The organism is Chloroflexota bacterium (genome assembly GCA_040902225.1).
GTDB lineage: Bacteria > Chloroflexota > Limnocylindria > QHBO01 > QHBO01 > CF-167.
In genome coordinates this window covers 639,563-658,781 of the sequence record JBBDXT010000004.1, presented here as the reverse complement: position 1 = coordinate 658,781, position 19,219 = coordinate 639,563, and the positions used below count along the sequence as shown (strand labels likewise).

19 protein-coding genes are annotated in these 19,219 nt (G+C 68.1%); 7 read left to right on the top strand and 12 right to left on the bottom strand.

What is annotated here, in order from left to right:
* Window positions 1-110 precede the first annotated feature (110 nt).
* Together WEB29_05585 and WEB29_05580 are read right to left on the bottom strand one after the other, a co-directional pair.
* A complete protein-coding gene (locus tag WEB29_05585; GenBank protein MEX2136420.1) occupies window positions 111-764 on the bottom strand; it encodes a CADD family putative folate metabolism protein in 654 nt (217 codons plus the stop codon).
* A 98-nt stretch (window positions 765-862) separates the two neighbouring features.
* Window positions 863-2,002: an FAD-dependent oxidoreductase gene (locus WEB29_05580; protein ID MEX2136419.1), complete on the bottom strand. Its 1,140-nt coding sequence runs from the start codon at window positions 2,000-2,002 to the stop codon at window positions 863-865.
* Window positions 2,003-2,097: 95 nt separating this feature from the next.
* Between WEB29_05580 and WEB29_05575 the strand changes: the two genes are divergently transcribed.
* Window positions 2,098-2,298 carry a hypothetical protein gene (locus tag WEB29_05575; GenBank protein MEX2136418.1) on the top strand — a complete coding sequence of 67 codons (201 nt, stop codon included), beginning with the start codon at window positions 2,098-2,100 and terminating at the stop codon, window positions 2,296-2,298.
* Here the strand turns inward: WEB29_05575 and WEB29_05570 are convergent.
* From WEB29_05570 to WEB29_05560, 3 genes are read right to left on the bottom strand one after another with little or no spacing between them, the layout of a single operon-like run.
* Window positions 2,295-2,846 (bottom strand): hypothetical protein, encoded by a 552-nt coding sequence (locus WEB29_05570; protein MEX2136417.1) that lies wholly within the window; start codon window positions 2,844-2,846, stop codon window positions 2,295-2,297. The two genes, WEB29_05575 and WEB29_05570, sit on opposite strands and share 4 nt — an antisense overlap.
* A 17-nt stretch (window positions 2,847-2,863) precedes the next feature.
* Window positions 2,864-4,384 (bottom strand): NAD(P)-binding domain-containing protein, encoded by a 1,521-nt coding sequence (locus tag WEB29_05565; protein MEX2136416.1) that lies wholly within the window; start codon window positions 4,382-4,384, stop codon window positions 2,864-2,866.
* Between the two features lie 4 nt (window positions 4,385-4,388).
* Complete coding sequence (locus WEB29_05560) at window positions 4,389-4,805, bottom strand: cyclic nucleotide-binding domain-containing protein (GenBank protein MEX2136415.1); 417 nt, start codon at window positions 4,803-4,805, stop codon at window positions 4,389-4,391.
* A gap of 95 nt (window positions 4,806-4,900) precedes the next feature.
* Between WEB29_05560 and WEB29_05555 the strand changes: the two genes are divergently transcribed.
* Together WEB29_05555 and WEB29_05550 are read left to right on the top strand one after the other, a co-directional pair.
* Window positions 4,901-5,758 carry a neutral zinc metallopeptidase gene (locus WEB29_05555; GenBank protein ID MEX2136414.1) on the top strand — a complete coding sequence of 286 codons (858 nt, stop codon included), beginning with the start codon at window positions 4,901-4,903 and terminating at the stop codon, window positions 5,756-5,758.
* Window positions 5,759-5,857: 99 nt separating this feature from the next.
* Window positions 5,858-6,400, top strand: a complete 543-nt coding sequence (locus WEB29_05550) for a YdeI/OmpD-associated family protein (protein ID MEX2136413.1) — start codon at window positions 5,858-5,860, stop codon at window positions 6,398-6,400.
* A 65-nt stretch (window positions 6,401-6,465) separates the two neighbouring features.
* On the opposite strand, the gene WEB29_05545 is transcribed toward WEB29_05550, so the two are convergent.
* Window positions 6,466-8,139, bottom strand: a complete 1,674-nt coding sequence (locus WEB29_05545; GenBank protein ID MEX2136412.1) for an MDR family MFS transporter — start codon at window positions 8,137-8,139, stop codon at window positions 6,466-6,468.
* 72 nt (window positions 8,140-8,211) lie between these two features.
* Between WEB29_05545 and WEB29_05540 the strand changes: the two genes are divergently transcribed.
* Window positions 8,212-9,321: a hypothetical protein gene (locus tag WEB29_05540; protein ID MEX2136411.1), complete on the top strand. Its 1,110-nt coding sequence runs from the start codon at window positions 8,212-8,214 to the stop codon at window positions 9,319-9,321.
* 1 nt (window position 9,322) lies between these two features.
* Here the strand turns inward: WEB29_05540 and WEB29_05535 are convergent, their stop codons facing one another.
* From WEB29_05535 to WEB29_05525, 3 genes are all read right to left on the bottom strand, one after another.
* The gene (locus WEB29_05535) at window positions 9,323-9,823 is read right to left on the bottom strand and encodes a DUF5946 family protein (GenBank protein MEX2136410.1); all 501 of its coding nucleotides are present in this window, start codon (window positions 9,821-9,823) and stop codon (window positions 9,323-9,325) included.
* Window positions 9,820-10,290 carry a hypothetical protein gene (locus WEB29_05530; GenBank protein MEX2136409.1) on the bottom strand — a complete coding sequence of 157 codons (471 nt, stop codon included), beginning with the start codon at window positions 10,288-10,290 and terminating at the stop codon, window positions 9,820-9,822. Before WEB29_05530 ends, WEB29_05535 begins: the two co-directional genes overlap by 4 nt.
* Before the next feature lie 446 nt (window positions 10,291-10,736).
* On the bottom strand, window positions 10,737-11,624 hold the full coding sequence (locus WEB29_05525) for an alpha/beta hydrolase (GenBank protein ID MEX2136408.1): 888 nt from the start codon (window positions 11,622-11,624) through the stop codon (window positions 10,737-10,739).
* A gap of 63 nt (window positions 11,625-11,687) precedes the next feature.
* Here WEB29_05525 and WEB29_05520 point away from each other — a divergent pair, with 63 nt between their 5' ends.
* On the top strand, window positions 11,688-13,253 hold the full coding sequence (locus WEB29_05520) for a hypothetical protein (GenBank protein MEX2136407.1): 1,566 nt from the start codon (window positions 11,688-11,690) through the stop codon (window positions 13,251-13,253).
* A 12-nt stretch (window positions 13,254-13,265) separates the two neighbouring features.
* Here the strand turns inward: WEB29_05520 and msrB are convergent, their stop codons facing one another.
* Complete coding sequence (msrB, locus tag WEB29_05515) at window positions 13,266-13,670, bottom strand: peptide-methionine (R)-S-oxide reductase MsrB (protein ID MEX2136406.1); 405 nt, start codon at window positions 13,668-13,670, stop codon at window positions 13,266-13,268.
* A 34-nt stretch (window positions 13,671-13,704) separates the two neighbouring features.
* On the opposite strand from msrB, the gene WEB29_05510 reads away from it, so the two are divergent.
* Together WEB29_05510 and WEB29_05505 are read left to right on the top strand one after the other, a co-directional pair.
* Complete coding sequence (locus WEB29_05510) at window positions 13,705-14,478, top strand: SH3 domain-containing protein (GenBank protein MEX2136405.1); 774 nt, start codon at window positions 13,705-13,707, stop codon at window positions 14,476-14,478.
* A gap of 51 nt (window positions 14,479-14,529) precedes the next feature.
* On the top strand, window positions 14,530-18,090 hold the full coding sequence (locus WEB29_05505; protein ID MEX2136404.1) for a TM0106 family RecB-like putative nuclease: 3,561 nt from the start codon (window positions 14,530-14,532) through the stop codon (window positions 18,088-18,090).
* On the opposite strand, the gene WEB29_05500 is transcribed toward WEB29_05505, so the two are convergent.
* Together WEB29_05500 and WEB29_05495 are read right to left on the bottom strand one after the other, a co-directional pair.
* Complete coding sequence (locus WEB29_05500) at window positions 18,068-18,670, bottom strand: cyclin-dependent kinase inhibitor 3 family protein (protein ID MEX2136403.1); 603 nt, start codon at window positions 18,668-18,670, stop codon at window positions 18,068-18,070. The genes WEB29_05505 and WEB29_05500 overlap by 23 nt on opposite strands.
* Window positions 18,670-19,203, bottom strand: coding sequence for a DUF3090 domain-containing protein (locus WEB29_05495; GenBank protein MEX2136402.1), 534 nt, complete (start codon window positions 19,201-19,203; stop codon window positions 18,670-18,672). The genes WEB29_05500 and WEB29_05495 overlap by 1 nt, the downstream gene beginning before the upstream one ends.
* Window positions 19,204-19,219 lie beyond the last annotated feature (16 nt).

Here is a 19,219-nt window from a genome sequence, read left to right as displayed (position 1 = left end):
GTGGACCGGGACCCGACTAGGACGAGCGGTTGTCAAGCGTTGCGGTCACGCACCAGCGCCGAAACAGATCCTGTTTGGGAATCCGAATGCAACGCGGCTCAGCGGGTCTTTCAGACGTTCACCGCGTCCAGGAATCCCCACCAGGCATCGAGCGCAGCTCGCGTGGCCGCCAGGACCGCCTCCTCGTCGGCGGCGGTGGGCGCCAGGTCCGAGATCATCGAGCGTTCGGCACCCGAGTGCTCGACATCCAGAGTCGAGTGCACCGTGAAGAACGCCAGCGTCCTCGGATCGTCGATGCCGTACTGCTCGACAAGGCCGCGGATCTTCTCGCTCGCAACCTCGGGGACCTGTCCCTCGTACGCGTACAGCGCCGCAATGCCAGCCGCGATCGGCCCATCCGAAACGGCCGACCAGTAGGTCTCCAGCAGCGCCCGCGTGCCGTCATTGGCAGGAGCTGAGCGCACGGAGCTTCGCTCGACGCCGATCCCCTCGCCGAAGCGCAGCCACATCTCCGCATGGTTGACTTCGCCGTGCTCTTCGTCCCACAAATTGTCGAGCAGGGACTGACGCACGTCGGGGCGTTCTGAGCGAGTGTGCAGCGCCGATAGGAGCCGCGGGAAGGTCGATTCAAAGGCGTAGTACTGGCGTGCGTACTCCTGGAGCTCGTCGCGGGTGAGCTCGCCAGCGCGCCACTTGGTATAGAACGGGTGCTTCAGCAGATGGCGCTCGGCGATGAGCGCATCGATTCGGTCGAGAAGATCCATTCGGGAGAGTCCTCCGTCGGGTGGTGGCGACTGCCCGGGAGCCGCCTGCTGCGAAGAATAGCCCGATGAGCCGATCCTCGCGCAGTGCGCTGTCGCGCCTAGCCGTCGAACCAGCGAGCCAGGCGCTCCATCTCGAACTGTTCCTTGGCGGCACGCTGTTGCGCGTCGGGCACGGAGAGCGCCACTGACGGTGGGTCGCCGAAGAAGTCGCCGGAGATGGTGCTTGCCTCGCCATTGCCCATCTCGATGAAGCACGCACCCTGCCCGTCGAACGCGGCGGTCGGCGTCTCGCCCCGCAGGACGGCCGCAATCCGGGCGGCAACCGTCTCGCCCTCCTTCTGGGCGAAGAGGCCGGCCTTCGGCAGCGGCATCCCGTTGGCCAGCGGAATGACCGTCGAGTCCCCGATGGCATAGATGCCGGCAAACTCGGTCTCCAGGGTCGCTCGATCCACCTTGACCCACCCTCCCTCTGCCGCGAGGCCTGCCTCCACCAGGATGGATGGGCACCGATGCGGCGGGACCGCCAGCAGCAGGTCAAACGGGAGCTGCTCGTCCGGACCGAACTGCACGGCCCGGGCGGTCACCGCGGTCGCCAGACGATTGCCCAGGAATGTGATGCCGCGCTCCTCGAGCCGGGAATCGAGCGGGACGCAGTCGGCCGCGCCAAGGATCGGCAGGACGACCGGGACGGGCGCGAAGACCGTGACCTGGGCAGGGATGCCGCGCGCGTCGAACCGCTCGGCCAGCAGGATCGCGAGCTCATAGGGGGCTGGGGGACACGGGTAGGGCGTGCCGAAGATGCCGACCACCACCCGTCCTCCGCGAAAGGCGTCGACGAGCCCGTGGACCTGGTCGAGATGAGATCGATCCCAGGCGTTATGGCCGTGCTCCGCCAGGCCCGGGATCGCGTCCATGGCCTGCTCGGCACCCAGTGCCACAACCAGTGCATCAGCCCCCAGCACCGTCCCGTCGACGCTGGCCGTCCGGCCTCGAGGATCGAGTCCCATGACTGTCCCCTGCAGCACCGTGATGCCGCGGGCGGCGAGGCTCGCCAGCGAGCGGGTGCCGTACGCGATCGGCGAGATGCCGAGGATCGCCCACGTCTTGCGCAGCCCCATCGCGAAGTCGTCGCGGCGATCCACGAGGACGATCTCATCGGCATCGCCAAGCTGTTCGCGGAGGGCTGTCGCGGTCGCGATGCCGCCGAACCCGGCCCCCAGGATGACGACGCGTGCCATGCGAGGAGCCTAGCTGTCCGGGCCGCCGAGCGTCTGGGCCAGACGGCGGATCATCTGCGCGCGAGGATACGCCGGCCGCTCATCGTTGCCGCACGATGGTGATCCGTGACGTCCTGCCGCCCGAGTACGCATCGGTCGGCGAGCTTGTCGTCGACGTCTATCGGTCGATCATCCCGGACCTCGACGACTACGCCGATGAACTCCGGGACGTCGCCGGCCGCATTCGTGCAGGAGTGCTCGTCTGGGTGGCCGAGGTCGACGGCGAGCTCGCCGGCACGGTGAGTTACGTCCCCTAGTTGCCTGCCATGATCGGCAGCGCGGCCAGGGCCCTGAGGTCGGAGTCGATCTGCTCGCGGTCCTCGGGATCGACGATGGCCGCACTGGCTGTTCGTGCGCGAGCCAGCCAGGCGCGCGCCTCGTCGGCGTCGCCAGCCGCGGCCGAGGCCCGCGCGAGGGCCTCGTAAGCGGCCGCCAGCACCCAGTCACCGAGGCCGGACTCCTCGCAGATCACCAGGCATGCTCGCGCATGATGGAGTGCCGGCTCACCGCGTCCCAGGACCGAGTAGACCCGCGAGCACTGCCATTCCCCAACCGCGCGCTGCTGATCCCCGCCCAGGTCGCCGGCCTGTGACCAGTGCCAGCGCGAGGCGTGGGCGGCGTGGACCATCTGGTCATCCTGCGCGGGGGTACGGACGGGGGCATCGAGCATCTCCCAGACCAGGTTGAAGAGGGCTGCGCCCTCGGCCCGATGCTGGGCAGGGTCGAGGATCGTCGGCTCATGGCCATGAACATGACCCTCGTGGTCGTGCTTGTCGTGGTCGTGCTCGTCGTGCGCGTCAGTCATGAGAGCGGAGGGTAGCGCTATGGCCGCATCATCGGAGCCAGGATCGCGGCCATCTGCTCGCGATGCGGAGAGCCGCGGTACTCGTTCATGGCATCTGGGTCGAGCAGGTGCTCCTTGACGTTTCCCGTGACACGCACGTACGCGACCGGATAGATGCTCGAGTCTGGGTTGGGCTCAAGCGTGACGGCGACGGCATCCGGTCCCGCGGCGTCGACGAAGTCGGCCAGTGGCCAGATCCCCTCGTTTCGCCAGCCCTCGTCCGAGACCGATGCCACCTGCGCCAGGTAGGACCGCTGGTTCCACAGCTCCGGCCCCAGTGTCAGCTGCTCCAGCAGGAATGGAGCCACGTCGTCCGGATCGACGACGGGACGCGGTAACTCGATCCCGAACCGACTCGCGGCGAGGTGCCGCACCAGGACCCGCGCGTTGTACCGGTACCCGTGCAATGCCCCGGAGTTGGCCGGGATCCCGTGCTTCTTGAGCCCGGCCGCGGCCTGCGTGATCGTTCCGGCGAAGAAGATGCCCGGCACGGTGGCCGACTCCCAGAGCGGCGTCAGGGCGGGCATCTTGCCCTGTGCGAAGGTGGCCACGCCCAGCGCCGGCAGGTCGCGCATCGGCACGGCGAAGCCGGTGGTGGCGATCGCGGCGTCGGCCTCGTAGATCATCTCGCGGCCGCCGTCGGTTCGGCTCAGCCGAATTCGGAAGCCGTCGTCGGAACGCTCGATCCGCTCGATCTTGACGTCCAGCAGGAAGACGCCGTTGTGGAGCATGGCGTCCTCGTACGGCTGAACGTAGCGCGCGCGCACGCCCGCCAGCGAGTGCTCCACGACCGATAGCGCTGCAGGGCGAGGCGATCCCAGAACCAGCTGCCGGGCCCACGGCAGGAATGCCGTTGCGATCTCGAAGGCGGAATTCTGCTTGCCGGCAATGAACACTCGCTTGCCGGCGTAGGACTCGGGAGGCCCCGCCTCGACGTAGTGCGGCACCAACTCGAGCCCGGGGGTCGGTGGCTTCCAGGGCTCTGCCATGCCGACGGCAAAGACGGCGACCTCGCAGACATAGTCACCGTCGGGTGTGCCGATGATGAAGCGGCCGTCATCGGCTCGGCTGGTGGACTGCCAGGGGCAGCCATAGCGGATCCGCAGGTTGGCACGCGTCACGAAGGTGACGAGGTTCTCCTCCATCTTGGCCCGGCTCGGGAAGGAGGAGCTGCCATCCATCAGGCCGGGCATGATCGAGCGCAGCGCCTGGTCGTCCGAGACGATGCTGTTCCAGTCGTACCACTCGCCGGCTCGTCCGGTTGGGTCGCCCAGGGCGAAAGGCTTGGTCCAGCTCAGCAGGCGCTGGTAGATCGGCAAACGGCGGAACATGCCGCCCGGCGATGGGTCGGCGCTGATCGTTGCGTGGCCGATCCCCAGCTGATCGAGCTCGTGGCTGAACTGGATCGCGCCCGGACCGCTGCCGACCACGACCACCGGGTACTCGCCGGGCGGAAACGGCCGCTCGCCGACGGTGGCCTTCGCGGTCGCTGCCGCCACGCGTCTATCCGGAATGCTGGTTGGCGGCACTCAGCCGACGAGCCATGGCCACCAGCATGCGATACATGACGGTCGGGTGCTTGTCCAGGAACCCATGGAGGTCCGGCCCGCTCAGGACGAGGCAGCGCAGCGGGGTGCGCGCAGTCACGTCGGCGGTCGGGGCGCTGCCCAGGAGCAGCGACATCTCACCGAAGAAATCCCCTCGACCGATGTTGGCCCGCTCCTCACCGTCGATCTTGACCGACGCCTCGCCGTCCACGACCACGTAGAAGTTCGAGCCGGTGATCCCCTGTCGCAGGATCCGCTGGCCCGGCGCGAAGGTTGTCTCCTCGAAGATGTGGCTGATGGCCTCGAGCTGCGGGCCGCCGAGATCGGCGAAAAGGCTCAGGGATGAGATCAGATCCACGGCGTCGTCGGGCATGAAGCCCATGGTAGTCGCCGCGTGTAGCGGGCGCCTGTAATGGGGTCAACCGTTCGAGATGCATCCCTGAAAGGCGCTTTCGATACGGTTTCTGCATGACCTTCCGACGAGGCACGCGCCTCGACCCCGGCCAGGTCCGGGACATGCGTGGCCGCGGCGGTGCACTGGCCGTCGGCGGCGGGCTGGGCGGCGTCGTCGTCCTCGTGCTGGTCATGCTCCTGGGTGGCTCGCCACAGGACGCCGCGACGCTGACCGGCATCCTGGACGGGACCACGGTCGGCAACCAGCAGCCGAACGACCTGGGCCAGGAATGCCAGACCGATGTCGACGCCAACACCCGCGAGGATTGCCGGATCATCGGCTACGTGAACAGCGTTCAGGCCTATTGGGAGACGGCGGTCGACGGGTACACGCTCGCGCCCACCACCTTCTTCGACGGTGCGATCAACACCGGCTGCGGCCAGGCGACGAGCGCTGTCGGGCCGTTCTATTGCCCGCTGGATGACAGCATCTATATCGACCTCGGCTTCTTCGACACGCTGGAGACGCAGTTCGGTGCCGAGGGCGGGCCCTTCGCCGAGGCCTATGTCATCGCGCACGAGTACGGCCACCACGTCCAGGACCTGCTGGGGACGCTGCAGCCGGGCGGCGGCGGGACCGGAGCCGAGAGCCAGGCCGTCCGGATCGAGCTCCAGGCCGACTGCTTCGCGGGCGTGTGGGCCAGCAATGCCGTCGAGACCGGCTATTTGAACCCGATCACCCCGGACCAGGTGGCCCAGGCGCTCGACGCGGCTGAAGCGGTCGGCGATGATCGGATCCAGGAGAAGACCCAGGGACGAGTGACGCCCGAGAACTGGACCCATGGCTCGTCGGCCGATCGCCAGAGGTGGTTCCGGACCGGTCTCGACAGCGGCGAGCCCAGCGACTGCGACACGTTCGACGCCGACCTCTAGGAACGCCACGTCGGGCTCGCGCGCGTGTACCGTTTTGGAGCATGACAGCGCTCGAATCGTGACTCCATGAGGTACCGGGGCCGCCCCCTCATTCACCCCATGACGATCGCGGCGTGGCGGGAATGGCTGACGAAACACCATCGGGACGCCGACGGCGTCTGGCTGGCCCGATGGAAGAAGGCCAGCGGCAAGCTTCCGCTCGACTACGCGGCGATCGTGGAGGAGGCGCTGTGCTTTGGCTGGATCGACGGCGTCACCAACACGCTCGACGATGGGCGCCAGGCTCAGCTGTTGACGCCGCGTCGTCGCGGAAGCGGCTGGTCACCCTCCAACAAGGAGCGGGTCGAGCGCCTCGTCGCGGACGGACGGATGACCGAGGCCGGCCTGCGCGTGATCGAGGCTGCCAGGGCCGATGGCTCGTGGTCGATGCAGGACGCGGCAGATGCCCTGATCGAGCCCGCCGAGCTGGCTGCGGCACTGGACGCCAACCCCGCGGCTCGCCGCCATTGGGACGCGTTCCCGAGATCACCCCGGCGCGCGCTGATCTGGTGGGTGATGTCCGCCAAGCGCCCTGAAACGCTCCAGCGGCGGGTTGCGACCATCGTTGAAGAGGCATCGCAAGGTCGACGCGCCAACTTCTGACCGGGCGCTCCCTACGACGTGGGGCAGCTCGATCGCGTAGGCCGCCGCTAAGTCGAACCGGCTGGTCAGGCGCCCACCTCGATGCCCAGCTCGCCGGGTGCGCGGGTCGTGGCGGCGGCGTCGGCACCCTCCCCCATTCGGCCGCCGGGGAGGCCGACGAGCACGATGAGTGCTGAGATCAGGGCGGCCCCGACGCCGATCACGAAGGTCGCCGCGGTGGCGATCGAGAACGCTTCGTGAATCCCGCTGACGATCAGCGGGATGAGCGGCTTCACCTGTTCCTGGGCCTCCGCCGGCAGGCTGGCGAGGATCTTGGCGCCGAGATCCCCCACTCCGGACAGCGTGTTGAGGGCCGAGGCGCCACCCTGCGCAAACTGGCCGGCGAGTTCGGGTGGAACGCCTGCCGCGGCGATCTGCTCGGGCATCTCCTCGAGCAGGACCGACCCGAAGATCGAGCCGGTGAGCGCCAGCCCTACCGTCCCGCCTACCTGCTGGAAGAGCGTCAGGCCGCTCGTCGCGGTTCCCAGCTCAACCGGCGGAACGTTGTTCTGCACCGCGAGGGTGAAGACGGCAAAGGCAGGACCTATGCCGAGCCCGGTGATGGCCATCCAGAGCCAGACGAGCGGGGCGTCGGTCTCGGTGCGCAGGTTGGTCAGCAGGAAGAGGCCGAGCGCCAGGAAGAGCAGCGACACGAAAATGATCGGCTTGTAGCGGCCGGTACGGGCGACAATCTGGCCGGAGACGATGGCCGAAATGATCAGGCCGCCGAGCAGGGGCAGGATCTGGTAGCCGGACTCGGTCGCCGAGCTGCCCTGCACCACCTGGTACCAGCGCGGCATGCCGACCACTGCCGCAAAGAACCCCATCGCGGCGAAGAACATCGCGAAGACGCTCGCCGTGAAGGCGCGGATCCGGAAGAGGCCGAGCGGCAGGATCGGCTCCTTGGCCCGTGACTCGACCCAGACGAAGACCGCGGCCAGGCCCAGCCCAAGGGCGATCAGGCCACCGACCTGCGGATCCGACCATTCGCCGAACTGCTTGTTGGTGAGGCCGATCAGGATCGGGACCAGGGCCGCGACGAAGACCGCAGCACCAAGGTAGTCGATCGACCGCTCGACGCCGCGCTCGATCCTGGTCGGCAGCGTTCGCCAGATCACCAGGAGCACGACGAGACCGAGCGGCAGGTTGACCAGGAAGATCCAGTGCCAGCTGAAGTTATCGGTCAGGATCCCGCCGATGGCCGGACCGATGAGCGACGAGACGCCGAACATGGCGCCGAAGAACCCCTGGTACTTCCCCCGCTCCGACGGCGCGAAGATATCGGCGATGATCGCCAGCGAGACCGGGAAGAGGGCACCGGCACCGAGCCCCTGGATCCCCCGGAAGACGATGAACTGACCCATCTCGCCCGAGATGGCGCACAGCACGGAGCCGATCAGGAAGACGCTCACCCCGATCATGAAGATGATCCGCCGCCCGAACAGGTCGGACAGCTTTCCGTACAACGGGCCGCTGACGGTTGCGGTCAGCAGGTACGAGGTGAAGCCCCAGATGTAGACGTCGTTGCCCTTCAGGTCGGTGACGATGACGGGCAGCGCGGTGCCGACGATCGTCTGGTCCAGGGCGGCCAGGAAGATGCCCAGCAGCACGACGATGAAGATCTCGATCCTGGTTCGCTGCGGCAGCTCGAGGGGGGCTCGATCCCATTCGGGGGCAGCGGCGGGCGGGGCGGCAGTCATTGGGGAGGTCTCTCCAAAAGCTCGGGGTGGCAGAGTCTAGCGAAGAACGACGTCCGCCCTATCATGCCGCAGATGGAAGAGGCCCGATCGCATGCGAGCGGCCGCTCGGACGTGGTCGCGCGGCTTGGTCTCCGTCGGCCCGTCCGCCGCGAGGGAGCTGAGCAGTACCTCTTCCTGACGCTCGTCTCATTCGCCGGCACGGTGATGGCCACGCGCGTCTACCTGGAGCTGACCGGCTACCCGCGGATCGGCGGTGGCGAGCTGCACATCGCGCATGCGCTGTTCGGCGGGTTCTTCCTGTTCGGGGCCGCCCTCCTGCCGATCGTGCTCGCCGGGCGGCGTGTGTACCGCACTGCGGCGGTGCTGGGCGGGATCGGCATTGGCCTGTTCATCGATGAGGTCGGCAAGTTCATCACCACCCAGAACGACTACTTCTACCCGGCCGCCGCGCCGCTGATCTACGCGACCTTCCTGCTGGCCGTGCTGGTCTACCTCCGCGTGCGGAGACGGACGCAGTCCGATCCACGGAGCCTTCTCCTCACCTCCCTGCAGCTGATCGAGGAGGCGGTCGATGACGACCTGCAGGATGACGAGCGTGACGCGCTCATGTCCCGGTTGGGCGCCGCGGCTGTGCAGGCTCCGCTCGAGGAGCAGCGCCGGCTTGCATTCGCGCTCCTCGCCTTCGTGCAGTCACAGGAGCTCTCCATCGCCCCCGACCAGGTCAGTCGCCTGCAGCCGCTCTTCGACTGGTGGGCCGAGCGTCGAGACTACTGGATTGGAGGTCAGGGAGCACGCATCGTCCTGCTCGTCGCTCTCTTCATCTCCGGCATCCGCGCAGTGATCGCCCTCGGTATCGCGGTGTCGCACATCGGCGGCGTCGATCCGGACACCAGCACGCGGCTCTTCAGCCTTGACATGCTGCACCTGGTGGTCGAGGGCGTGGCCGGCGCGCTGCTTCTCAGCGGCTCGCTGCTGATGGCGCTCCGCGGACAGGATCGGCTGGGATCCAGCCTTGCCGAATTCGGCCTCCTGGTCTCCCTCGCCCTGGCGGATCTCGCGTCCTTCTACCTGCGCCAATTCGCGACGGTCGAGGTCGCCCTGTTCCACGGCCTGCTGCTGTTCGGCGTGGTCGCGTATCGGCGCCAGCTGCACGCCGACGCACGGGCTCCGAGCCGGTCGTAGGTCAGTTCAGCTCGTCGGCCCAGGCACGGACCCGGGCGTGATGCGGCGACCAGGCCTCCCAGGCCGATTGCGCCCAGCGGTCCACCGTGGCGCGATGGGCCTCAGGCGTCTCAGCCGCGTGGACATCCACCACCGTGACCTCACCCACGGAGGCCGGCGGGACGAGCCACGGGAAGATGCGCTTGGGCGCCGCCAGGCGCTGCCGGAGGCGGGGCAGCTCCGTGGCCTCGCGACCACGCTCGAGGCTGAGGCACAGCCCGACCAGGTGGATCGCCACCGACTGCGCCGAACGCCGCTCGGCCACGCCCGGGTGCTGCACGGCGTAGGCGTCCACGGTCAGCTGGTGTGCGGGCGCGTAGCGGAAGTCGCCATATTCGCGTGCAAGCACCTCGCTGTAGAGCAGCCAGCAGCCCGGCGCCGAGCCGATGTACGCCTGCCGCCGGATCTCCTGGATGTCGGGAACCGCTCCCCGGCACCCGGGACAGATGACCACCGGAGTCATCTGCTCGCCAGGTCAGGGGCTTCGTCAGGGGCTTCGTCGGGGGGCTCGTCGGGGGCGTTGTAATCGATCGTGGCGACGGTCTCCTCGTCGGCAATGTCGTATGCCCACCCCTCGTCGAGATCTTCACCCTGCGATGGCGGCGCTCCCTCGGCCGAAGCCTCTGCGGCTCGGAACGCCTGGACCGCTTGACGGCGACGCCGCTCCCCCATCGCAGCTGCCGCGGTGACCGCCCCGAGCAGGCCGATCGCCACGACGCCCTCGAGCGGGACATTCAAGGGTCGGGAGCCCGGCGGACCCTCGCCCGGCGCGAGGGACTGGCTCGGCGACGCGGTCGGCTCCTGTGAGGAAGGGGCGCTGTCGGAGCCCGACGGCAGGCCGCTCGGGTCGGTGAGGGTGGTTCCAAACGGGGTCGGTGAGACGGCCGGCGAGCCCGAGCTGCCGGGTCTCGGTGTGGCCGTGGCGGGCACCGATGTAGGCCTTGCCGTCGGCCTGGGGGTGGGCCGCGGCGTCGGCCGAGGCGTGGGAGAGGGTGTCGGCGTGGTCACCACCACCTGGCCAGGCATCCTGAAGGTTGGATTCGTTAGCCCCGTGCTCGTGGATCGATACGTCACAGTCCAGCTGCCCACGGGCAGGGTCGACGAGCCGGTCCATGTCCCGTTCCGCGCTGTGCCTGAGGCACGGGACAGCGGCACCGTGCGGCCTGCCACCGATGCGGTGACGGTCACAGCCTCATCGGTGGTGCTTCCGACGAAATGCACCGAGAACTGGAACGACGTTGCCGTCGTGCCCGAGGTCGGAGTGACGACCCCAGCGGTCAGCTTTGCCGTCGCGACGGCCACCAAACTTCCCGCAGTTGTAAGGTTCAGCACCGCCAGCGCCAGCAGCAAGCCCGGCGTGGAGGTGGCGCGGACCCTCATAGGCCTACGGACAACATCTCATCCACTATGCGCCCGATGGAGTCGACCGCCAGCGTCAGGTGACCGTGCTCCGGGAAGAGACGGGCCTGCGCCCCGGGGATGTGGGCGGCCAGCCACTCCCCGTGGGCGAACGGCACCATCCGGTCATGCCCCCCCTGCCAGATGAAGACGGGCACGCGGATCTCGTCGAGCGCGAAGCCCCACGGTCGCGTGAAGGCCATGTCGTCGTCGAACCAGCCCCAATAGCCGATGCGCAGGGCCTCGTGCATGTCGTCCGCCATCCACTCCGAGAAGGGACCGGTGAGTGACGCGCGGTCCACGTCGTCGATGAGGTCGCCGAACGCCTCCGCCACCTGCTCGGGCGTCACGTCGCGAAACACAGGAGCGACTCGCTCCTTGAACGCGATCAGCTCCGTGGACCCGGTCAGTGCCGCCTCGAACTCCTCCACGTTCTCGGCCCCCATCCCCGCGATCCAATCGAGTCCTTCGGCCGGATAGGGCGCGATACTGCCGATGGTCGCGACGCTGACCACCCGCGCGGGCATCCGAGCTGCACAGGCGAGGGCATGCGGTCCCCCTCCAGACCAGCCGATGACATGACAGCGCTCCGCGCCGATGGCGTCGAGCACGGCCACGGTGTCGTCCACGACATCCGCAACGTCACGACCCGGCCGCCGCGTCGACGATCCATACCCGGGGCGGGAGAAGCTGACATAGCGGAGGCCACGCTCCGCCAGCGCGTCGACGATTGGTGCGAAGGTCGGGCCACCGGCGGCCGGTGTCCCGAAGTGATAGACGAGCGGCGTGCCGGTCGCTGGGCCGTCCAGGAAGACGTCCAGCGACCGCCCGTCGCGTAAACGCAGGTCCATGGTGGGCACGACCATGGCCGCAGCATCGCTGATCGTCGAGCCCCGGTCAACGACCTGCCGTGCCACAATCCCCGCTTAGTGATTGCCCCGACCTGGGTCCGTCGCGTGCCGGGCCTGCCTATCTACACGGTCCTGGCCGCGGCCTACCCGGTGATCTACCTGTACGCCCAGAACGTGCAGGAGGCGATCGCCCCGGCCGAGATCTTCGGACCGCTCGCGATCTGCATCGTGGCGACGCTGATCGTGATGGGAATCGTCGGGGCCCTCACCAGCGCCTGGGCAGCCGCCGGCCTGGCCAGTTTGCTGCTGCTCGTCCTCTTCTTCACCTACGGCATGGCCTGGGATTGGCTCGGGACGATGCTCCTCGGGCAATGGGTGCTGATCGTCGCGTGGCTGCTCGTCGCCGTCATCGGCCTGTCCTTCATCTGGCGCTTCCATGCCCTGGCGGGTCGTCTGTCGCTGCCGCTGAACGTGATCACCGGGCTGGCGCTCCTCTTCAACCTGGTGACCATCGGCGCATTCGTCTTCAACGTCCGGCCGACCGCCGCGAACAGCGGGTCGGGGGTCACGGCCAGCGGCGAGGCGCCTGTCCCGGTGAATCGCAGAGACGTGTACTGGATCATCCTCGAGGAGTACGGGTCAGGGAGGGTGCTCAAGGATGACTTCGATTACGACAACTCACCGTTCCTTGACGCCCTGCGCGACCGCGGCTTCTACATCGCGGAGGATTCCACCGCCAACTACCTGAAGACGGCCCCGGCGATCCAGGCGGCGCGCGACCTGGAGTATCTCGACGGTCCTGCATTGCGCGAGCAAGCAAAGGATGCGGACGACTGGGGCCCGATCTACCGCGCGCTCCGGTCTCCGTTCGAGGTGCAGCAGTTCCTCGACGGCCTCGGCTACCGCTTCATCTACGCTGGGACCTTCTGGAACCCGATGGGCCAGCATCCCTCGGCCGAAATCAACTACGTCTACGACAAGCTCACCTCCGAGTTCCTGGAGGTGCTCCAGCGCGCGACGATCCTGCGCGTCTTCGAGGACCTGGGTCCGGAGGCGCCCTACGACTGGCGCCGCAACCGCTACAACCAGACCGTCTACGAGCTGCGCTCACTGCGACGCGCCTCGACGCTGGGCGGCCCGAAGTTCATCCACACCCAGCTGGCGCTCAACCATGAGCCGTATGTCTTCCATCCTGACGGCCGCTTCATCACCGCTGACGAAGAGCGTGAGCTGACGCACGAGGAGGCGTACGTCGAGCAGCTGAAGTACACCAATGCGCAGATGCTCGAATGGGTCGACCAGCTGCTGGACGTGCCCGCGGACGAGCGGCCGATCATCATGCTGCTGGGAGACGAGGGACCGTGGCCGCCTGGTTATCGCCGCAACGAGCGCGGCTACGACTGGAGGACCGCCTCGCCCGAGGTGCTGAGGATGAAGTTCGAGATCCTCAATGCCGTCTACCTGCCGGACAAGGACCCGGAGGAGGCCGGCTTCTACTCCTCCATCTCGCTGGTCAACCAGTTCCGCGTCCTCTTCAACGCAGAGTTCGGCCTCGATCTGCCGATCCTGCCGGACCGCAACTACATCTGGCCCGACCAGTCAGACATCTACACCTACATCGACGTGACTGACCAGGTGCGCTGAGGCGGGAGCCCGTTACTCCTCAGGCTTCGGCTCGAGCTGCAGGGCTGCCGAGTTGATGCAGTAACGCAGGCCGGTGGGGTTCGGCCCGTCATCGAAGACATGCCCGAGGTGCCCCCCGCAGGCGGAGCAGTGCACCTCGTTGCGCACCATGAAGAAGGCCCGGTCGCTCTCGACCTCCACGGCCGCCGGGTCAGCCGGGGCGTAAAAGCTCGGCCAGCCACTGCGAGAGTCGAATTTGGTGTCCGAGGTGAAGAGATCGGCACCACAGCCGGCGCATCGGTAGACGCCGGGCCGATGCTCGTCCCAGTAGGCTCCTGTGAATGCCCGCTCGGTTCCCTTCTCGCGCAGGATATGGAACTGCTCCGGGGTGAGGTCGCGGGCCCAGTCGGTATCGGTCTTGGTGATCTTGGTGGTCATGTCCAGCATCGTAGCGTTGCGTTAGGCTGCCCGCATGCGACGCCCCGCTCCAATCGCCCTGGCCCTCTCGACGCTGCTCTCTGGCTGCCTCTTCGGATCGCCGAGCGCCTCCCCGTCGTCGAGCGCCGACGCATCGCAGGCGGCAAGCGTGCAGCCATCGACATCGGACCCGCCCGCCACCGCCACGCCGGTGCCAACCCCCGGACCCGACGACATACCGACCTTCACGGCGGGGACGACGGTCACCACCGCCGCCTCCGGCCTGCGCGTGCGCTCGGGACCTGGGCTGAGCCAGGGCGTGCTGAAGCTGCTGCCCACCGGCAGCGACCTCGTGGTCATGCTTGGACCGGTGCGCACCGACAGCTGGGGCTGGTACCTGGTCCGCGACGCGGATGCCGCGGAGCCAGCCTTCGAGGAGGGCTGGGTCGCTGCCGGCTTCATGCCGAAGCCCTATCTGGTGCCTGCCACGTTCGAACTGCCCTTCAATCCGATTGTCGCCGGCTTCGCCCACGAGGGAAACGGCGAGTACGGTCCGATCCGCATCGAGGACGCCAACTACGCGGTGCGCTGGGTCGCTGCCGTGCTGCCCGGAGGCAGCGCCTGTTCGATCTCTGCTGATCTGGTTCCTGGAAGCGGGAAGGCGGTGCCCACGGTGCGAGCCACGCTCGGCACTGCCCCGGCGCCGGGGAACCTGTACGGCGACTTCTTCACGTCGCATCCGGAGCTGGTGGGTGATCTCTTCCTGCGCGTCACCTCTGACTGCGGCTGGGCACTGACCATTCTGCGAAGCGAGCCTGTCGGAGGGTAGCGCCTCGCGCGACACCCGACCTGTCGCTCAGAAGGCTAGTCTTCGAACGGCATGCAGCTGATCGATGGCAGCCCGGTCTACTCGGCGACCGATCTCGTCGGGTTCCTTGCCTGCGAGCACCTGAGCCAGCTCGAGCGAGCCGCGCTGGCCGGGCTGGCCGAGCGTCCGCACCTCCCCGATCCCGAGCTGGACGTGCTCCGCAAGCGCGGGGTGGAGCACGAGGAGCGATACCTGGCCGATCTCGCCTCCGACGGTCGATCGGTCGTCACGATCACCCCGGACGCGTACTCGTCGGACCACGCCGAAGCGCTGCGCATGGCGGCCGCGGCGACGGTGGAGGCGATGCGGTTGGGCGCCCAGGTCATCTACCAGGCCGCCTTCTTCCGCGGCCGATGGCGCGGCCATGCCGACTTTCTGCTGCGGCGAGAATCGCCGGATCGGCCAAGCATCTACGGTCCATTCCACTACGAGGTGGCCGACACCAAGCTGGCTAGGCATGTCAAGGCGGGCGCGGTCCTGCAGATCTGCAGCTACGTCGACCAGCTCACCGCCCTGCAGGGGATCCAGCCCGAGTGGTTGCACGTGGCCCTTGGGGGGAGCGCACACGAGACGGTTCGACTGCGCGTGGACGACTTCATGGCCTACTACCGAGCGGCCAAGCAGCGGTTCGAGGAAACGGTTGGGCCTGAGGCACGGCCCGCGTCATATCCACCCGTCGGAACCTACCCGGATCCAGTCGAGCACTGCCAGGTCTGCCGCTGGACGGTGGAGTGCCAGGCACGGCGGCGCGCCGACGATCACCTGAGCCTCGTTGCCGGGATCGGCCGCCAACAGCGACGCGGCCTTGTCGATCGCGCGGTGACGACGCTGGCCCATCTCGGCACGCTGCCGCTCCCGCTCGTGCCACCCCTCGATGGTTCGACCGAGCGGACCCTGGAGCGGGTCCGCGAGCAGGCTCGCATCCAGCTCGAGGGGCGGATGGCAGGCATCATCAAGTACGAACTGCTCCTTCCCGAGTCCGGGCAGCAGGTCGATCCGGAGCGCGGCCTTGCCTCGCTCCCGCTCCCATCTGCCGGAGATCTCTTCTTCGACATCGAGGGCGACCCGTACGCCTTTGAAGATGGCTTGGAGTACCTCTTCGGGGTGATGGACAACGACGGGCAGTGGCATGCGATCTGGTCGACCGATACCGACGGCGGGTTCACCTTCGCGGGCGAGAAGGCAGCCTTCGAGACCCTGATGGACCTCTTCACCGCGCACCTCGACCGTTTCCCCGACGGGCATATCTATCACTTCCATTCCTACGAGCCGAGTGCGCTCAAGCACCTGATGGGCAAGCACGCCACACGCGAAATGGAGGTCGATCGGCTGCTGCGCGGGGGGGTGATGGTCGACCTGCATCGCATCGTGCGCCAGGCGCTGCGCGCATCGGTCGAGAGCTACGGGTTGAAGAAGCTGGAGCCGCTGTACGGCTACGAGCGGGAGGTCGATCTCCGCGACGCGGGCTCGAGCATCGTCGCCTTCGAGCAGTGGCTCGAGCTGGGCGAGGGCGAGCGCCCCGCAGCCGACCATCTGACGCGGATCGAGCGCTACAACCGCGACGACGTCATCAGCACGCGGGAGCTCCGCGACTGGTTGGAGGCCCGACGGCTGGAGCTCGCCCAGGCCATCGGCGCCGACGTCGGTCGGCCGGCGCGGCGCGACGCCTCCCCGGCTGAGGAGCAGGCCGTCGAGCTGGATCGAGTGGCAAAGCTCGAAGCGCGTCTCACGTTCGACGTGCCGGCTGACCCAGCAGAGCGGTCAACCGAGCAGAAGGCGGCGTGGCTGCTCGCCCAGCTGCTGAGCTGGCACCGACGCGAGGACAAGGCGACCTGGTGGCAGTTCTACCGTCTCCTTGCGCTGAATGCGAGCCAGCTGATCGAGGAGACCGACCCGATCGGAGGCCTTGAGCCCGTCGAACCGCTCGAAGAGCCTGACCCGAAAGGGCGGCAGGTCTGGCGCTATCGTTTCCCGGCGCAGGAATACCGGGTGTCGGTTCATGACGCGGTCTACGATCCTGGGAAGGCGCAGCTCAAGCCGAACGCCAAGTTCGGCGAGTGGACGATCGGTTTGGTGCGTGCGATCGACCACGCGGCGCGGACCATCGACATCAAGCGACTGGCTCTTGATCCGCACCCCGCCAGCCTGGTGGCGCTCGGCATCGTCGGGACCGTGCAGCAGCGCCTGCGTCTGTACGAGATCGGCGAGTGGGTCGCCGACCATGGGATCGACGCCGAGGGCCGATACCGGGCTGCCCGCGATCTGCTGCTCCGAAGCGCACCGCGCGCCGGCCAGGCCGCGGGCGACGAGCTGCGCCAGCCCACGGAGAGCCAGCTGGCAGCAGCGCGCCGGCTGGCACTCCAGCTCGACCACGCGACACTGCCGATTCAAGGACCACCGGGCTCCGGCAAGACGTACACCGGCGCGCGCATGATCGTCTCGCTCCTGCGGGCCGGGAAGCGAGTCGGCATCACCGCCAACAGCCACAAGGTGATCGGCAACCTGATCAAGGAAGTCCTTGTCGCTGCCGCGGAGGACGAGGTTCCGGTCCGCCCACTGCAGAAGGCCGACAAGGAGCAGAAGCATCCCGACGAACGGGTCGCACTCGCGAAGGACGCGGCACATGCCGCCTCTGCGCTTGCGAGCGGCGAAGCAAACCTGGTCGCCGGGACGGTGTGGCTCTGGGCTTCCCCCAGCATGGCCGATGCCGTAGACGTCCTCTTCGTCGACGAGGCCGGCCAGATGTCTCTCGCGAACGTCATGGCGGCATCGCACACTGCCAGGTCCATCGTGCTGCTCGGTGACCCACAACAGCTCGACCAGGTGATCCAGGGGAGCCACCCACCCGGGGCCGAGCGTTCCGCACTCGCCCATCTCCTCGATGGCGCCGCCACCATCCCCTCGTCCGAGGGACTCTTCCTCGCAACGACGTGGCGGCTTCACCCGGATCTGTGCCGATACACCTCGGAGACCTTCTACGACGGCCGCCTCCAGCCGGAGCCGAACCTCGAGCGCCAGGCGATCCGTGTACCGGGGATCGCTGGGGGCACCGGGCCTCGCTGGCTCCCCGTTTCACATCGCGGCAATGACAACGAGTCCGAGGAGGAGGCCGCAGTCATCGCGGCGTTGGCACGCTCGCTGGTCGATGAGGGCGCGACGTGGGTCGACCACCACGGCGCCGAACTGCGCATCGGCTGGGACGAGCTCGTCATCGTCACGCCGTACAACGCGCAGGTGGGCGCCATCCAGCGCCTCCTCCCGCACGCTCGGGTCGGCACGGTCGACAAGTTCCAGGGCCAGGAGGCGCCGATCTCGATCTACTCCATGGCCGCCTCGAGCGGCGAGGAAGCGCCGCGGGGAATGGACTTCCTGTACAGCGGCCATCGGCTCAACGTCGCGACGTCGCGTGCCCGTTGCGTCGCCATGGTGGTCGCCTCTCCGGATCTGCCTCGGGTAGGCGCGCGGACCGTTCAGCAGATGCGCCTCGCGAACGCGTTATGCCGGTTCGTGGAGGTCGCCGGTCTCCCGGCCACGCTTCCGTCCAGGCCGACTAGGAGCGCTCTCGTTCGGTAGCGACCTCCGCAAACGAGCGCACAAACCGCTCCTGCTCAGCGCTCTCGACCGCGGTCGGATGCCGCACCGCTCGAACGGTCGCGATGGCAGCATCGGGTGTCATTCCGCCCTCGAGGAGGGCGCAGGCCGCGACCGTGCCGGTGCGTCCGACGCCGCCCATGCACGCCACCGCCACATTTCCCGCCGCGCGCCCCTCCCGGATCTCGTCGAGCATGGCCTGCATCTCGGCCGTGGAGTCGGGCGGTCGCCCGTCCGGGATCGGGTGCCGGAGCACGGTGACACCGGCGGCATACCCCCGCTCGACGATCCCGGGGTCGCTCCAGTGCCGCAGCTCCGCGTCCTCGACCAGCAGGATCAGCCGCTCCACGCCGACCGCCCTGAGCAGCGCGAAGTCGTGGTCCAGATCGCGCTGGTAGGTGCGCCCCGGATAGCGAAACGAGGTTCCACGCTTGCCGGGCAGGATGGTGAGGCCCAGGCGACCCGGCAGAGTGTCGCCCAATTGCCCCGGCTCGAGCCAGGCGATCGGCAGCTCGGGGTCGAATCCTGCGTGGTCGGCGTTCTGGCCCCCCACCTCGGGCATCAGTTCAGGATCGTCTTCGGGCAGAAATGGCCCGTTGGTTCCAGCGCCTGTCCGCAGAAGGGGCAGGCCGGCCGCCCGGCCGCAAGCAGGGCGGCGGCGCGCCGAATGAAATCGCGTGCTCGAGCGGGCTCGACCCGCACCCGAAACAAATCGGGGCTGGCCGGCGCCTGGTCAGGCATCTCGCCAGCGGCTGCGTCCACCCCCAGCGGCTGTGCCTCGATCACGATCTGCGCGGCAGTGGCATCCCAGGCCAGCGCCATGGCTCCTACCCGGAACAGCTCCACTGTCGGTTCGTCGAGCGGTTTGTCATCGCGCGCCACCGCTGCCGGAAGCTCACCTGAGAGCCCCTCGACGCTGTCCAGCAGCTCGGACATCCGGCCGGCGAGGGCTGCCACCTGCGTCTTCTCCAGCCCGATGCTGACCAGCGCACCCCCCTGCCGAGCCTGGAGGTAGAACGTCCTCGCACCGGGCTCGCCGATCACGCCGGCAACGAATCGGTCAGGGGTGTCGAAGTCGAACACGCGGCGGGCCATCGCGCCAATCGTATCT

What these genes read in the sequence shown, in the direction of transcription:
- WEB29_05580 (MEX2136419.1), bottom strand. Translation starts at nt 2,002, where the DNA reads ATGGCACGCGTCGTCATCCTGGGGGCCGGGTTCGGCGGCATCGCGACC.
- WEB29_05535 (MEX2136410.1), bottom strand. Translation starts at nt 9,823, where the DNA reads ATGACTCCGGTGGTCATCTGTCCCGGGTGCCGGGGAGCGGTTCCCGAC.
- WEB29_05525 (MEX2136408.1), bottom strand. Translation starts at nt 11,624, where the DNA reads ATGGTCGTGCCCACCATGGACCTGCGTTTACGCGACGGGCGGTCGCTG.
- WEB29_05545 (MEX2136412.1), bottom strand. Translation starts at nt 8,139, where the DNA reads ATGACTGCCGCCCCGCCCGCCGCTGCCCCCGAATGGGATCGAGCCCCC.
- WEB29_05510 (MEX2136405.1), top strand. Translation starts at nt 13,705, where the DNA reads ATGCGACGCCCCGCTCCAATCGCCCTGGCCCTCTCGACGCTGCTCTCT.
- WEB29_05495 (MEX2136402.1), bottom strand. Translation starts at nt 19,203, where the DNA reads ATGGCCCGCCGCGTGTTCGACTTCGACACCCCTGACCGATTCGTTGCC.
- WEB29_05550 (MEX2136413.1), top strand. Translation starts at nt 5,858, where the DNA reads ATGACGATCGCGGCGTGGCGGGAATGGCTGACGAAACACCATCGGGAC.
- WEB29_05585 (MEX2136420.1), bottom strand. Translation starts at nt 764, where the DNA reads ATGGATCTTCTCGACCGAATCGATGCGCTCATCGCCGAGCGCCATCTG.
- WEB29_05575 (MEX2136418.1), top strand. Translation starts at nt 2,098, where the DNA reads ATGGTGATCCGTGACGTCCTGCCGCCCGAGTACGCATCGGTCGGCGAG.
- WEB29_05500 (MEX2136403.1), bottom strand. Translation starts at nt 18,670, where the DNA reads ATGCCCGAGGTGGGGGGCCAGAACGCCGACCACGCAGGATTCGACCCC.
- WEB29_05560 (MEX2136415.1), bottom strand. Translation starts at nt 4,805, where the DNA reads ATGCCCGACGACGCCGTGGATCTGATCTCATCCCTGAGCCTTTTCGCC.
- WEB29_05570 (MEX2136417.1), bottom strand. Translation starts at nt 2,846, where the DNA reads ATGACTGACGCGCACGACGAGCACGACCACGACAAGCACGACCACGAG.
- msrB (MEX2136406.1), bottom strand. Translation starts at nt 13,670, where the DNA reads ATGACCACCAAGATCACCAAGACCGATACCGACTGGGCCCGCGACCTC.
- WEB29_05555 (MEX2136414.1), top strand. Translation starts at nt 4,901, where the DNA reads ATGACCTTCCGACGAGGCACGCGCCTCGACCCCGGCCAGGTCCGGGAC.
- WEB29_05540 (MEX2136411.1), top strand. Translation starts at nt 8,212, where the DNA reads ATGGAAGAGGCCCGATCGCATGCGAGCGGCCGCTCGGACGTGGTCGCG.
- WEB29_05505 (MEX2136404.1), top strand. Translation starts at nt 14,530, where the DNA reads ATGCAGCTGATCGATGGCAGCCCGGTCTACTCGGCGACCGATCTCGTC.